General features: G+C 69.7%; 13 protein-coding genes and 1 riboswitch. Of the genes, 4 read left to right on the top strand and 9 right to left on the bottom strand.

All coding sequences use genetic code 11. The annotated features are described in order from the left end of the window. Positions 1-53: 53 nt before the first annotated feature. Positions 54-1925 (bottom strand): PAS domain S-box protein, encoded by a 1872-nt coding sequence (locus ACFYY8_RS26765; protein WP_352014910.1) that lies wholly within the window; start codon positions 1923-1925, stop codon positions 54-56. A 124-nt stretch (positions 1926-2049) separates the two neighbouring features. Here ACFYY8_RS26765 and ACFYY8_RS26760 point away from each other — a divergent pair, with 124 nt between their 5' ends. After that, a complete protein-coding gene (locus tag ACFYY8_RS26760; RefSeq protein ID WP_352014911.1) occupies positions 2050-2625 on the top strand; it encodes a methylated-DNA--[protein]-cysteine S-methyltransferase in 576 nt (191 codons plus the stop codon). A gap of 27 nt (positions 2626-2652) precedes the next feature. Here ACFYY8_RS26760 and ACFYY8_RS26755 read toward each other — a convergent pair whose 3' ends face one another. From ACFYY8_RS26755 to ACFYY8_RS26745, 3 genes are all read right to left on the bottom strand, one after another. After that, positions 2653-4020 carry a purine-cytosine permease family protein gene (locus ACFYY8_RS26755; protein WP_390045442.1) on the bottom strand — a complete coding sequence of 456 codons (1368 nt, stop codon included), beginning with the start codon at positions 4018-4020 and terminating at the stop codon, positions 2653-2655. Then, a riboswitch (TPP riboswitch) is annotated at positions 4011-4123 on the bottom strand. It overlaps the preceding gene by 10 nt. A gap of 267 nt (positions 4124-4390) precedes the next feature. Next, positions 4391-5065, bottom strand: coding sequence for a hypothetical protein (locus ACFYY8_RS26750; RefSeq protein WP_390045440.1), 675 nt, complete (start codon positions 5063-5065; stop codon positions 4391-4393). A gap of 444 nt (positions 5066-5509) precedes the next feature. Beyond that, positions 5510-6355, bottom strand: coding sequence for a hypothetical protein (locus ACFYY8_RS26745; protein ID WP_390045438.1), 846 nt, complete (start codon positions 6353-6355; stop codon positions 5510-5512). Between the two features lie 252 nt (positions 6356-6607). Between ACFYY8_RS26745 and ACFYY8_RS26740 the strand changes: the two genes are divergently transcribed. Then, positions 6608-6961: an RNHCP domain-containing protein gene (locus ACFYY8_RS26740; RefSeq protein ID WP_390045436.1), complete on the top strand. Its 354-nt coding sequence runs from the start codon at positions 6608-6610 to the stop codon at positions 6959-6961. A 92-nt stretch (positions 6962-7053) separates the two neighbouring features. Here the strand turns inward: ACFYY8_RS26740 and ACFYY8_RS26735 are convergent, their stop codons facing one another. Together ACFYY8_RS26735 and ACFYY8_RS26730 are read right to left on the bottom strand one after the other, a co-directional pair. Further along, complete coding sequence (locus tag ACFYY8_RS26735; RefSeq protein ID WP_390045434.1) at positions 7054-8187, bottom strand: alanine racemase; 1134 nt, start codon at positions 8185-8187, stop codon at positions 7054-7056. A 236-nt stretch (positions 8188-8423) separates the two neighbouring features. After that, a complete protein-coding gene (locus ACFYY8_RS26730; RefSeq protein WP_390045432.1) occupies positions 8424-8747 on the bottom strand; it encodes a rhodanese-like domain-containing protein in 324 nt (107 codons plus the stop codon). A 171-nt stretch (positions 8748-8918) separates the two neighbouring features. Between ACFYY8_RS26730 and ACFYY8_RS26725 the strand changes: the two genes are divergently transcribed. Further along, positions 8919-9293, top strand: a complete 375-nt coding sequence (locus ACFYY8_RS26725; RefSeq protein ID WP_390045430.1) for a cupin domain-containing protein — start codon at positions 8919-8921, stop codon at positions 9291-9293. On the opposite strand, the gene ACFYY8_RS26720 is transcribed toward ACFYY8_RS26725, so the two are convergent. Beyond that, entirely contained in the window at positions 9294-10175 is an 882-nt protein-coding gene (locus ACFYY8_RS26720; RefSeq protein WP_390045428.1) for an Fpg/Nei family DNA glycosylase, read from the bottom strand. A 392-nt stretch (positions 10176-10567) separates the two neighbouring features. Further along, complete coding sequence (locus ACFYY8_RS26715) at positions 10568-11173, bottom strand: TenA family protein (RefSeq protein WP_390045426.1); 606 nt, start codon at positions 11171-11173, stop codon at positions 10568-10570. An 83-nt stretch (positions 11174-11256) separates the two neighbouring features. Here ACFYY8_RS26715 and ACFYY8_RS26710 point away from each other — a divergent pair, with 83 nt between their 5' ends. Next, entirely contained in the window at positions 11257-11907 is a 651-nt protein-coding gene (locus ACFYY8_RS26710) for a GPP34 family phosphoprotein (protein ID WP_390045424.1), read from the top strand. 1 nt (position 11908) lies between these two features. Here the strand turns inward: ACFYY8_RS26710 and ACFYY8_RS26705 are convergent, their stop codons facing one another. Beyond that, a complete protein-coding gene (locus ACFYY8_RS26705; RefSeq protein WP_390045422.1) occupies positions 11909-13132 on the bottom strand; it encodes an LCP family protein in 1224 nt (407 codons plus the stop codon). Positions 13133-13164 lie beyond the last annotated feature (32 nt).

The raw sequence follows: 13164 nt of genomic DNA, 5'->3' as shown, positions 1-13164 counted from the left end.
CGACAATAGATCAGCTCATCCGTTACCGGCTTGTTACCGGAACGGCGTGTCGGTCAGGTAAGGGCGCTGGGCGTGTCGGCAATGCGAAGCGCCAGCCGCATCCGGGTGCCCCCTCCCGGCCTGGAGTGGGCCGAGACCTCTCCTCCCTGGGCGCGGGCGAGACTGCGGACGATGTACAGCCCGAGGCCGACCCCGCCGAACCGGCGACGGTCTCCCGTGTCTCCCTGGACGAAGCGATCGAAGATCCGCTCCCGGCTCGTGGGCGTTATGCCCACACCCTCGTCGTCCACTACCACCACCACCCAGTCACCGTCGGCCCAAGCCTCGACCCTGATCAGGCCACCGTCCGGTGAATATTTGAACGCGTTCTCCAACAGCTGGCCCAGCACGATATCGGTGGCGATGGCGTCCCCGGACACCGGGGGCAGGTTTTCTTGGACAATCACCTCAACCCTATGCACATCAGACAGATCAGGCAGACCGAGTGTCGCCGCCACGATCAGTCTGCCGAGGTCGATTCCCTCGATCTTCAGGGGCAGTTCGCCCGCCCCGGCCCGGGAGCCGAGCAGCAGGTTGTCCATCAGCTTGCCGAGGGAACGCGCCCGCTCGGCGATGATGCGCACCGCGGAACGGCGCTCCTCGTCGGTCATGCCGTCCCAGCGGGCGGCGAGGGTCCCGGCGAAGCCCTGCACCACGGTGATCGGGGTGCGCAGCTCGTGACTGGTCGTGGCCAGGAAGAGATCCTTGGCCTCCTCAAGCTCCTTGGCCCTGGTGACGTCGCGGAAGTCGACCACGACCTCACCCGTCTCGACGATCTCCGCGCTGAGTACGTCGAGCCAGATGCCCGAGGGAAGCTGGAGGGTGAGCTTGTCGCCCGGCCCCGGCAGCTCGAACGGCGGCGGCCCCCCGAGCACGTCCAGCGCGTCGAACCCGGTCAGCTCGGCCGCCGCGGGGTTCCACTGGACGATCTTTCCCTGCCCATCGAGTACGGCGATGCCGTCGGCGCTGGCGTCGAACACCGCCCGCTGGTGGGCGCGCTGCCGTACGGCCTCCTGGTAGGCCATCGCGTTGCCGACGGCGATGCCCGCGTGCCCGGCCAGCAGTTCGAGCAGCTCCAGCTCGACGTGCCCCGCCTTGTGCTTGGCGAACAGGGCGTACAGCGCGCCGTACGGCCTGCCGCCCGCCATGGCCAGGCCGAGGGCGATCGTGTGCAGACCGGGCAGCTGTGACCAGATCAGCTCGTCGAGGCGGCCCTGGTCGCCCGTCTCCAGCATCACGGTCCTGCCGGTGCGCAGCAGCTTGCCGACCAGGCTGGTGCGCATGTGCGCGGTCGAGTCACGCAGCGACTCGGGCAGCCGGTGACTGGCCACCAGCCGGAGCCTGTCGCCCTCGATGAGCACGAACCCGCCCGCGTCGGCCCCGGTCAGCTCGGTGAGGCTGGCCGCGATCCGGTCGAGCACGGCGGGCAGCTCCCGCTCGGCGTTGATGTCGGCGACCACGTCGGTGAGCCTGCGCACGAGCCTGGCCCTGCGGACCGCCCGTTCCTGGGCGCTCTCGTCGTCCTGGACCAGGTGGTAGACGCTGACGTACCCCAGCAACGCGCCCGCCTCCGAGCGCAGCGCGCTGATGTCGAGCCGTAGGTCGAGCAGGCTGCCGTCCCTGCGGAAGCGCTTGGTGCGCAGCGAGACCTGGCCGCCGGTGCGCACCCTTTCGAGCACCGCGTTGTGCTCGGCCGTCAGTTCCCCCGGCACCAGCGGAGGCCTGCGTCCGAGGACCTCTCCGGCCGGCCAGCCGAAGAGACGTTCCGCGGCGGGATTCCACGCCAGGACCGTCTGGTCGCGGTCCAGAACGACTATCGCATTCGGGGCACTGGCGACGATCGCGCGGCCGACGCCCTCGTCGCTTTCGGCCCTGTCGTCACCCACAGAACCATAGTGCCGCGTCAACTGGCCTGATCTTGGCACTTCGTCCGCATGTGCTGACACTCGTTGCGACGATCCGTCCGATACGCTGCGGTGACCACACGCCTGGACACGGAAGGGTGGGGCCATGGCATCCGGGTCAGCCAGCGATCTCGACGCCCTGCTGCGGGTGACCTCGTCCACCTATGTGGGCGCCACCCACCCGGACATCGCGTTCGGCACCATCGAGGTGCCCGTAGGACGGCTGACGCTCGCGGCGACACACCGGGGCGTCGTCGCGTGCAGCTACGAGGACGAGAACGTCGTCTTCGAACGCGTCAGCAGGGAGGTCGGCTCCTTCATCGGCCCCGATCCCCGCAGGCTCGACCCGGTCCGCAGAGAGCTCGACGCCTACTTCTCCGGCAGACTCCGCGCCTTCACGGTCACCGTGGACCTCCAACTCGCGACCTCCTTCGCCAGGACCGTACTGCAGATGATGCTGGCCGTGCCGTACGGGACGGTGACGACCTACCGGGAGATCGCCGAGCGGATCGGCAGGCCGAGGGCGCTGCGCGCGGTCGGCAACGCGCTGGGCAGCAACCCGGTCTGCGTGATCGTGCCGTGTCACCGGGTCGTCGAGAGCGAGGCCGTCCTCGGCGGCTACGCCGGAGGCGCGACCGCCAAGGAACGACTCCTACGGGTGGAGAGCACCGCCCGCCTCTAGGACCGACCCCGGCCAAGAAGGCGCAGGTCAGGTACGGCGGCGGCGCCTCAGGGCGAGAAGGCGCGGCGTCCCGATCGCCAGGGTGACCAGGCCGGAGACCAGGAAGGCGCCGAGGGAGGCGCTCATCCAGGGCTGCGGGGTGAACCCGACCGCCTGCCTGGCGTCGTCCCAGATCGCCGCCCACCAGGAGACCTGCGAGGGCGCCGCGAGCATCCACCACGTGACGAAGCCCAGCACCCACGGCAGGACCATGACCAGGCGGGAGGGCGCGTTCTCTGAGATGTCCCAGTTCCTGCCCCTGCCGAGCAGGAAGTAGTCGACCGCCAGCACACCGAACATCGGCACGAACACCGCGCCGATGATGCTCAGGAAGGCGCCGTAGGAGTTGACGTCCACGACCAGGGCGATGGCCGTGGTCAGCACGCCGACGGCCACGGAGAAGACACGGCGGTCGATCCTCGGCATCAGGTTCTGCAGCGACATCGCGGTCGAGTAGACGTTCGCGAACGACTGGTCGGTCTCGCGCAGCACGAGGATGCCGAAGAACAGCGCGCCCAGCGGCGCCGCGACGAACGGCCCGAACACCGCGGTCGGGTTCTCCTGGACCACGGCGTGCCCGGCGAGCGCGACCGCGTAGACGCCGACGGCCAGACACGCGACCTGGGCGACGGTGTAGCCGCCGACGATGCCGGTGAAGGCGGCCCGGCTCGACCGTGAGTGCCTGGCGTAGTCCGCCGCGACCGGCACCCAGGAGACCGAGAGGGCGACCACGAAGTCGACCGCGGCGGCGAAGGCGTCCCAGGAGCCGCCGCTCTGCGCGGGAGTCTCCCGCAGGAAGACCACCGCGAACCAGACGACCGAGACAACCACACCGATCGTGACGAACCGCCTGAGCAGCCTGATGGCTCCCAGCGGGTAGATGGTCAGCGCCATCGTCAGCGCCCCGGCCGCGACCACCCAGACCGCGTAGGGGACCGAAGGCCCGAAGATCGCCTGGGCGCCCATCGCGACGACCCACAGCTCGAACGCCCCCCAGCCGATCATCTGGACGACGTTGAGCACGGTCGGCACGTAGGAGAGCCGTACCCCGAACAGCCCGCGCAGCAGCACCATCGCGGGCTGCCCCGTCTGCACCCCGGGAACCGCGGCCAAGCCGACCATCGCGGTACCGATGAGGCTGCCGACCAGGGCCGCCAGCAGCGCGGCGCCGAAGGTGAGCGGGTTGTCGCCGCCCAACGGGTTGATCAGGACGAGCGCGAAGGAGAAGCCGAGCAGGCTGACGCCCAGATTGGCCCAGAACGCTCCCTGGTCGAGCATTCCAAGGGTCTTCGGAGGTGCCTGGTCAAGGGTGAGGGGGGCCTCGGCATGCTTGGAATTGATGACGTCAGACGTCATGACGCGCTCCCTACGCCGGCATTACCCGGACAGGTTCATGCGGTCGGCGACAGCCGTAGTCGCCCTCTCAGCCTGGTTGCCCCAAGCTCCCGCGTTGACTTACCTACCGAACCGGGATCAGCCCAGTTCGCGCCCCATGATGCACTATTAGTCCGCTTCCGGCTACTTCCCCCCTGGGGAGGGAACCGGCACGGGATGCGTCCGCGGACGTCCGCGAGAGTACAACCACGTTCGCTGCGGTAGCTGTACCGCACAGCCAACGACCTGCCGAAACGTACGGCCACCCTCGCGCGCCGAGCCAGCCGGCGGATTGGCCCGCACGGCTTGAAGAGGTGGCCGTACCGGCCTCTACCGCCGTGCCTGGGTGGCTTCATTCGGCCAGGCGCGCCCGGACGACGCCGTCACTCGCCGACTCGGCCGCCGACCGGGCTCCGGCCCGCAGGACCGGCAGTCCGGCCCGCAGCCGGTTCAGGAACTCGTCGACGTCCAGGCAGCGGCCCTCCGCGTCGACGACCTCGGGCACGAACGCCTCGACGATGCTGTCCCCGACGGCGAAGTCGGCGTCGTCGTCATCGTCGTAGTTGTCCACCCAGCGCCCGCCTGGGGCGTACACGTCCATGGCGTGGTCGTAGTCGATCACCCAAGGGGTGTCGACGATCCCGGTCCGCAAAGAGCCGTGGTTGTACCAGCCGTAGACCAGGTGGGTGAAGGCGCCGTCGTGGACGTAGATCTCCGCTTCGCCGCCCTCCAGGGTCTCGGCCTGGGTGTGACCGCCGACGTACAGGCCAGGCCGGTCCTCATAGAGCGCGATCGGGCCGTTGACCTTCAGGTCGCCGGTGACCACGATCAACTCGACGTCGCCGCCGCGTAGTTCGTTGATGGCGCTCAGGAAATCCCCGTCGAGCGTGAGGTCGCCGTCGAAGAACAACACCTCGTCGTAGCCGGGCGACGCTCCCGCACCCTCGAACACGGCGGACAACGCGCCGCCCAGGCGGGCATCGGCATCGGCATAGGACAGGGACGCGGGGGTCGCGGATATCGGCACGGGGAAGAGCGTAGGTCCGTGTACTGACAATCCGGCGCGCGCGACAGGGTTCCGAAACACGGCTAGTACGCCCTCTTGTCCAACCGTGCACCTGGGGGCGGTTCGCCCAAGGTCGGCCAGCTGGGAAACGGACTCCTGGCGGCATGTGCGACCGGTGGAGAAGTCCGAAGGGGTGGTCGATCTCGTGGCAGGCGAACCGAGCCGTCGGCCCCTCGAACCCGTGATGTGGGTGTCTCCCTCGATCCCCTGACGCTCAACCTCGATGCGGAGTGGACGCGGCCCCATGCCCCGAACATCGAAGAACCAAAGGGGCGGTCACGGAGGCCACGTGATGCACTATTTGCCCGCTTCCGACTGCTTCCCCCTGGTGAGTGGCACGTTGGTGGAGCTCACAGGACGGCCGTACCGCACGAAACGCCTCGTTCGCGCACACTCCTGAGGTGCTCAGCGCGCCCCTGGTTCGGTCGGCAGGCGCACGACGGCGACCCCGGCCTGTGACTCGCCGAACCCCCAGCCCGCGACGAGGGAGCAACCGGCCACCTCCAGGACATCGGTCCACGGCCAGTGGCCGGTGCCGTAGTAGAAGCCGCCCTTACTGCGCGCGTCACGCTCGGAGAGGCAGAGCATGCGGAGATGGTCGCGAAGCGCGGGGTGTGTGACCGCGCCCAGCCTCTCCTCCCAGGGTTCCCCGGCGGACATGTCGTGGGTCGGCACCAGGTGTTCGGGGCCGCGCTCGGTGAACGTGGCGGCCCTCATCGCGTCGGTGAGAGTGCCGTCGGTGGCGACGCGCAGCAGCACGGTCAGCCAGCCGTTCAGCTTCTCCGAATCCTCGCCGGTCAGGTCGACGCCGTGGCGGCCCAGGAGTGGTCCCAGTTCCGCGCCGCACACCAACGCCTCACCGGCCTCACCGGGCGGCGAGACGGTCCGCAGGTCGGCGACGAAGGCGTCGTCGAACGGCCGGGGGCCCTTGTACCCGTCGGCACCCCACGGCTCCGTCCCCGCCAGGAGGTCGGCGTCGAAGCGGAACAGCGACCCGCCAAGGTCGAACCGCCATGTCCAGGGGGAGAAGGGATACTCGCCGTCCGAATCAGGGAGATACCTCGGCTCCCGGCCTGACAACGCCTCAGGAGTGGCCCAGGGGTTCGGGAACAGGAACTCGTCGAGGGAGTCGGAGGCGTAGTACACCCCGTATCCGGCGGTGGGGTCGACGGTCGGCTCTCCACCGAGCAGTATCTCGAAGGCCCCGGTCAGCGCGGCACTCCACCCGTTGGGACTCGTCTCGGATGTCACGATAAATACTCCTTGGGGATTTCCGGGACGCCGTCGCCGGGTTAAACCAGTTGCTTCGTGGCGCGATGGGTTGTTTCACTGGCTCCGAGCAGATTAGGGGGGATGTTAATGCCCGCGGGCACCGAGGACGCCGTCGCGCGCCCTCGATCGGGTCGACGTCCCCACCGGAGGCTCCGGCGGGGGTGAGCCCGCGTGGGTCACGACGGCACAGTCAGCCGACTCGTCACCCATTTTTCGTCTGGAGCTCCTCCGTTGCCACGCCATCGCGCCCGCATCACTTCCTTCCGGTGCGTCAACTGCCGCCTCGACGTGCCCACCGACGCGCCGGGAACCGCGCACCGCAACCACTGCCCCACCTGCCTGTGGTCCAGGCACCTGGACCACAACCCGGGTGACAGGGCCGCCGACTGCGCCTCGGGCATGGCCCCGATCGCCATCCACGCACGCCAGGACGGCGAGTGGGCGATCATCCATCGCTGTACGGCGTGCGGCACGCTCAACGCCAACCGCGTCGCCGGTGACGACAACCCGCTCACCCTGATGAGACTGGCCGTCGCCCCACTGGCCCGCCCGCCCTTCCCGCTGGACTACTTCGCCCAGCTCTGAGGCAGCCAGGAACGGGCGCGGACCACCGGAACCCCCGGCCCGCGCCCGTCACGGAGCCTCATGCCTTCGAAAGGCCCACGGAGAAGCCGAGGTCAGAGGTAGTGGAACTCGGGACGGGGGTGCATCAGGAAGTCGTGGTGGGAGATGTTCCAGGCGTAGGCGCCGGCCATGGCGAACTCCACCACGTCCCCTGGCTCCAGGGCGATCGGCACGTTCTCGGCCAGTTGGTCCTTGGGGGTGCACAGCTGGCCGGAGATCGTGATCGGCTCGCCGGGAGTGCCCAGGATGACGGGCTGGCTGTGCCCCTTGGTCGCGGGGGTGCGGATGTGGTGGGTGCCGCCCGCGACGACGGCGAACAGACGGCCGTGGACCCGCTTGACGTCGATGACCCGGGTGACGTACCGCCCGCAGTACACCGAGACCGACCGGCCGGGCTCGATCCTGAGCGTCTCACCGGAGCGGCGCAGACCGGCCAGGCCCTTGCCGTAGGCGGCCCAGTCGAAGCGGTCGCCGGGATCGGCGTAGGAGACGGCCATGCCGCCCCCGAGGTTGATCTCGGTCACGCCCAGGGAGCGGGCGTGGTCGAGGACCCGCTCGTTGACCCGGAGCATGCGTTCGGCGTCCAGGCCACTGGCCAGGTGCGCGTGGACGCCGCGAAGCCGTACCGCCTCCTGCCGGTCAAGCAGTTCCAGGCAGGCGGTGACGCCGTCGGGGTCCATGCCTAAGGGGGTCGCGCCGCCGCCCATGGCCAGGGCCACGTCGCCGAGTGAGACGGCGAGGTTGACCCGGAGCATGATGTCGGCCTCCCGGCCGGTGGCGATCAGACGGCGCAGTTCGCCGGGCCCCTCAACGTGCAGCCGGGCCACCCCGGCGTCCAGGGCGGCGGCCAGTTCGGCATCGGTCTTGCCGGGCCCGCCGAAGGCGATCGGGACCTCGGGGAGAACGCCGAGCACGTGCGCCAGCTCACCGCCCGAGGCGACCTCGACGCCGTCCACGTGCCGGGCCAGCACCCGCAGCAGTTCGGGGTCGGGGTTGGCCTTGGCCGCGTAGTACAGCTCGACGTCGCCCAGCGCGTCCCGGACGGCCGCGGCGTGCTCGTCCAGCGCGGCCAGATCGTAGACGAAGGCGGGCAACCGCCCGGCTTCCGCGAGTTCGTGAGCCCGTACGGTCACGGCGTCCATGGGATCTCCGATCGGCCCGTCGGCGGCGATGTCGTCGTTGGCCAAGTTGACCAAGTTGACCAAAGCGTAGAACCGTACGGCCGACGGCACGATCGGACGAGGGCGGCGTCTCAGCCCTGACCGGTGGGACACGGAAGGGTCGCGCGGGGGGCGGGCCCGCGCCGGGAGAGGGTCGCGCTGACGATCACCTGAGAGGTCCTGAGGATGCTCGGTGACGTTCGGAACGCGCTTTCGAGAAGGGGCCGTGGAGGGTTTTCAGCGCGGCCTTCGCTGTTGCGCGGTCAGGCGACGAACGGGTCGGCACCGCTTTCGCTGACCATGGGACGGCCGGCGAAGTTCCAGGACTGCATGCCACCGCCGACGTTGATCGCCTCCCTGCCGATGTGGTTGAGCCAGGCCGCCGCGTGCGCCGAACGGCCGCCGACCCTGCACACCACGTAGACGGGCGCGTCGTGCGGAACCTCCTCAACCCTGGCCTGCAGCTCACCCAGCGGGATGTGGACGGCCGTCGGGGCGTGCCCCGCCTGCCACTCGTCAAGCTCACGCACGTCAAGCAGGAACGCGTCGTCCGGCACGGCCTGCGCCTCGATCTCAGGAACACTCATGCACCCATTGTTCCAAGTCCTCCGACCGATGTGGCGCAAAGTGCCCCAGCAGCCCCCGAGTCGTCCACAAGCGGCCACCATTCGACTGCATAGCGCTACCGTTGACGAACTAGACAACCTGGTTTACCTTCTATCCAAGAAAAGACAACGAGGTTTACCAATGGAGGAACCGTGACCGTCGCGACCCTGGCCGACGCCCCCGCCTTCGCCAACGGCGACACCACCACGCGCTCGCTGGCCGTGCCCTCACGAGGCTCGTCCGAGCTGGCCGTCTGGGCCTTCGACATGAACCCCGGTGCCTCGGGGCCCGAGCACACCGTGGACCGTGAGGAGGTGTTCGTCGTCCACTCGGGGCGGGTCGTGGGCGTCCTCGGCGGCGTCGAGCACGTGGCCGAGGCGGGAGACGCGCTGATCGTCTCCCCGAACATCCCGTTCGCGCTGCGCAACGCCTCTCAGACCGAGCGGGCGACCGGCACCGTGTGCACCTCGGCCGGGGTCACCGCCTCCCTCAACGGGCGGACCATCCTGCCCCCGTGGGCCCAGTGATCACTTGAGCAGGCGTGACATCCGGCGGTCGGCCAGCGGTTTGCCGCCCGTCTGACAGGTCGGGCAGTACTGCAGGGAGGAGTCGGCGAAGGAGACCTCCCGGATCGTGTCGCCGCACTCCGCACAGGGCTCGCCGGTCCGGCCGTGGACCCGAAGACCGGACTTCTTCTCGGCCTTGAGATCCTTGGCCGCCAGGCCCCTGGCCCGGTCGAGCGCGGTGCGCAGGGTCGTGACGATGGCCTCGTGGAGAGCGGTGACCTGCTCCTCCGTCAGGCTCCCCGCGACCTTGAAGGGAGAGGTCCGCGCCGCGTGCAGGACCTCGTCGGAGTAGGCGTTGCCGATGCCCGCGATCACCTTCTGGTCGCGGAGCAGGCCCTTGATCTGGGCGCGGCTGCCGTTCAGGATGCCGCCGAGGACCTCGGCGGTGAAGCCGTCGGACAGCGGATCGGGGCCCAGCGCGGCGATCCCCGGCACCTCGCCGGGGTCGCGCACGACGTAGACGGCCAGCCGCTTCTGCGTGCCGGCCTCGGTCAGCTCGAAGCCCGGCTCCGGTTCCCCCGGTTCGTACGGTGCCAGCCGTACCCGCAGCGCCAGGGGGCCCTTGCCCGGCCTGACCGCCTTCGCCCGGGAGAGGTCGTCCTGCCAGCGCAGCCAGCCCGCGCGGGCCAGGTGCGTGACGAGGTGGAGGCCGTCGCAGTCGAGGTCGATGAACTTGCCGTGCCTGGCCACGGCGGTCACCGTGCGCCCGGTCAGGGCGGTGACGGGGGGATCGACGGTCTTGAGCGCCTGGAAGCCGAAGACCTCGACGGCCCCGATCTTCCTGCCGACCGCGTGCCCGCGCAGGAACTCGGCGAGCGACTCCACCTCGGGAAGCTCTGGCATACCCACAGACTAGAACCCGTCGGCGGCGAAGAGCTTTGGTTCAGGGTTACCGACGCCAGAAATGAGGAGTTTCGGCTTGGGCGCGACGCCTCCAGGCGGAGCAAAGAGACAGGGCTTGGGCGCGTCGGTGCTTGGACTGAGGAACGCGGGAGCGCAGCGACGGAGAGACGAGGGAAAGCGCCGACTCGAAAGCGCCCAAGCCCCGCGACGCCGCCAGGCGGAGCAAAGAGACAGGGCTTGGGCGCGTCGGTGTCTGGACTGAGGAACGCGGGAGCGCAGCGACGGAGAGACGAGGGAAGACACCGACTCAGAGGCGCCCAAGCCCCGCGACGCCGCCAGGCGGAGCAAAGGAACACAGCCCGCGCCGCCGAAGGCTGCGCAAAGGAACACAACTACGGCACGTCCCAGAAGGCGATCTCGTGGCGCATGCCCTCGGTGAAGAACCGCGCCGCCCTGCCGGAGTCGGTGACGACCTCGTCGATCATCGTGGCGACGCGTCCGGCGAGTTCGGCGAAGCCGGGGTCGGCGTAGGTGTCGATCCAAGGTCGGTAACGGGACTCGGCGGGGGCCTCGGCGGCCAGCGCCTGGCCGAGCGTCGAGTAGCCCCACATGCAGGGGTAGAGCGCGGCCAGCCCGTCGGCGTAGTCGGCGGCCGACTCCAGCAGGAACGCGGTGTAGGCCGAGCAGGCGGGCCCCTTCTTCACCCCGCCCAGGTCGGCGCCGAAGCCCGCCGACAACGATCGGTGCAGGTCGAGCTCCTCGTGGAAGGTGGCGTGGGCCAGGTCGACCAGGACGCCCAGGTGGTCGTCGGGGGCCTGCCAGGCCAACCGGGAGAAGACGCGCACGTAGTCGAGCAGGAACAGGTAGTCCTGTTCGAGCCACGACCGGAACACCGGCTCGGGCAGGTCTCCCCTGCCGATTCCCACCACCGTCGGATGGGCGAGCTGGACGTCCACGAGAGGGCGGCCGATGACGTGCAGTTCCTCGGAAACGCTCATAAGCCAAGCATTGTCCCAGATCACCCCACACCACCCAGTACGGCCCCGCGTCGGTGGAATGTACGCGACGTAGGGTTTCAGGCATGACGACCATCGCTGAGGAGATCCTGCTGCTCGCCTACGACGAGGCGGAGGGAAGACTCCTGACCAGCTCGATCGAGCTCGACGCGGCCCTCGGCGGTTCCCTCTTGGCGGAGCTGGCCGTCAACGGCCGCATCGACCTCGCGGACAAGAAGGTCACCGTCCTGGACCCCACACCGCTCGGCGAGCGGGAGCTCGACGCGACGCTGGCTCTGATCGCCGCCGAGGCCAGGCAGCGCAAGGCCGACTGGTGGGTGCGCAAGCTGTACTCCTCCGGGGTGCGCAAGCGGCTGCTGTCCGGCCTGGCCGAGCGGGGCGTGCTCGACGAGCGGCGGCACAAGGTCCTGGGTCTCTTCCCCAGCACGCGCTACCCGGAGCGCGACCCGCGGGTCGAGCGGGAGATCAGGCAGCGGATCGGCGACGTGCTGGCCGGGGCCGAGCCGGACGAGCGCTCCGCGGTGCTGATCGCCGTGCTGCACGCCGCGAAGATCGACCGCAAGGCGTTCCCCGGCGCGGACAAGGCGCGGATCAAGGAGATCACCGAGGGCCGTTGGGCCGCCGACGCGGTCGCCAAGAGCATCGCGGCCGTCAACGCCGCCGTGGTCGGCGCGGTCGTGGCGGCGACCGTCGCCGCCACGACCGCCTCCGGATGAGTCACTTGCCCAGGACGTCCTGAGGGACCGGCTTGTCCTCGGCGAGGGCCTTGAACATGCGCAGCGCCTTGGCCCGGTCCCACTGGACGACGGCCTGGCCGTCGATGGTCGGCAGGGAGCCGACGGGGACGACGGTCGTGATCGGGTTGTCGCCCATCGCCAGGCCGAGGGAGAGCAGGTCGAAGGTGCCGGTCTCCTCGCCGACCTCGACCGAGTCCGCGGCGCTGAGGGCGAGCGGGATGGAGGTGAAGGGGTTGAGCAGCACTCCGGGGCTGGCCGCCTTCTTCACCACGGCGGAGAAGAACTGGCGCTGACGCTGGGTCCGCTCGAAGTCGGGGATGGCGCCGGTCGCGCGGGTCCGGACGTAGCCGAGGGCGGTCCCGCCGTCCATCACCTGACGGCCCTTCTTCAGGTTGATCCCGGCCTTGTGGTCCTTGATGGCCTGCTTGACGTCGATCTCGACGCCGCCGATGGCGTCCACGATGCCGACGAAGCCTCCGAAACCGATCTCCATGTAGTGGTCGATCCGGATGCCGGTCACCTGCTCGACGGTCTTGGGCAGCAGTTTCTGGCCGCCCTCGAAGGCGTAGGCCGAGTTCAGCTTGCCCCGGCCGTGGCCGTCGATCGGCACGTAGGAGTCACGCGGAAGGCTGACCAGGGTCGGGCGGTCACCGGTGTCGGGGATGTGCAGGAGCATCATCGTGTCGGTCCTGCGCCCGACGGCCGAACCGGTGGCGAACTTCTTGCGCTGGGCCTTGGTCAGGCCCTGGCGGCTGTCGGAGCCGACCAGCAGCCAGTTGGTGCCGGGGGTGTCGGCGGGACGGCCCTCGTAGTCGCCGAGCGCGTCCACCCGCTTCAGCCGCGAGTTGATCGTGAAGTAGCCGCCGATCGCGACCACCAGAAACACCACGAGCAACCCGACCAGGATCTGTACGGCCAGCCTGCCCGGCCGCTTCGGCCGCCACGACCGTCTCGGGGCGCCTCCCGAGCCTGAGGGCGGCTCGCCGGGGCCTCCCGGGGAGGGCTGCAGGGGCCTGACCTTGCCTGATCCCTGTCTGGGCTTGCCGTACACCCGGGAGGTGGCCCTTGGCTCCTCGCCGGGAACGTTCCTGGGGGAACCCTGCGCCGGATAGGCGGGCTGGCCCGCCGCTCGCGGCGACGCGGGGCCCGGCGTCGGCGGCCGCAGGGCACGGGTGCGGTCGTCGTCCTCGGTCCAGTCGCCCACGTCGTATTCCCGCCACCTCTCGAACTCACGAT

The organism is Streptosporangium sp. NPDC001559, from assembly GCF_042893955.1.
In the GTDB taxonomy this organism is placed as follows: Bacteria; Actinomycetota; Actinomycetes; order Streptosporangiales; family Streptosporangiaceae; genus Streptosporangium.
This window is presented reverse-complemented; position numbering and strand designations above follow the sequence as displayed.